This window comes from Microtetraspora sp. AC03309, from assembly GCF_020826795.1.
Lineage (GTDB): Bacteria > Actinomycetota > Actinomycetes > Streptosporangiales > Streptosporangiaceae > Microtetraspora > Microtetraspora glauca.
Map to the genome: position 1 here is coordinate 1 of NZ_JADDIL010000463.1, position 488 is coordinate 488.

General features: G+C 66.8%; 1 protein-coding gene. It reads right to left on the reverse strand.

Features of this window, described 5'->3' with window-relative positions:
• A partial coding sequence (locus IMZ11_RS43860) for a hypothetical protein (RefSeq protein WP_228649646.1) occupies positions 1-452 on the reverse strand: 452 nt, incomplete at its 3' end.
• Positions 453-488 lie beyond the last annotated feature (36 nt).

Here is a 488-nt window from a genome sequence, read left to right on the forward strand (position 1 = left end):
TCTTCGTCCCGCAATACGGAACGCCACCGTTGAATTTCCTCGGTGGACACCGTCGTCCCAGCGCCAGTCGGATCGACCTCAAAAGCCCGGATCCACTCACAGTCGGCCTCGTGCTGCAAATGGTCGTAGGCGATGGCCGCCAGGGTGCCCTGGGCTGGGCCATCAGTGCGCGGTTCCACCTCCTGCTGGCGAACCGTGAGCAGGCGGTTGCGGAGCTCAGCCCGCTGACGGCGCAGGTCGTCGATCCTGGCGAGGTGCCGCGCAATCGAACGCTGCGAATCAGCAGGGTCGAAATCGTCGGCCCGCCGGGAGATGTTGTCGACGGCGGTGCGTAGGTCGGCCATGTCGGAGCGCGATTGGCCGATGACCGCGACCGCCAGCGATTGAATCTCTCGGGGCAGCTTGGCGCGGACCTCCTTGAGCGCCCGGTCGGTCTGCGCGGTTATCAGCACCCGCTTCCCCTGGGCCAGCAGGTGGGACGCCAACGC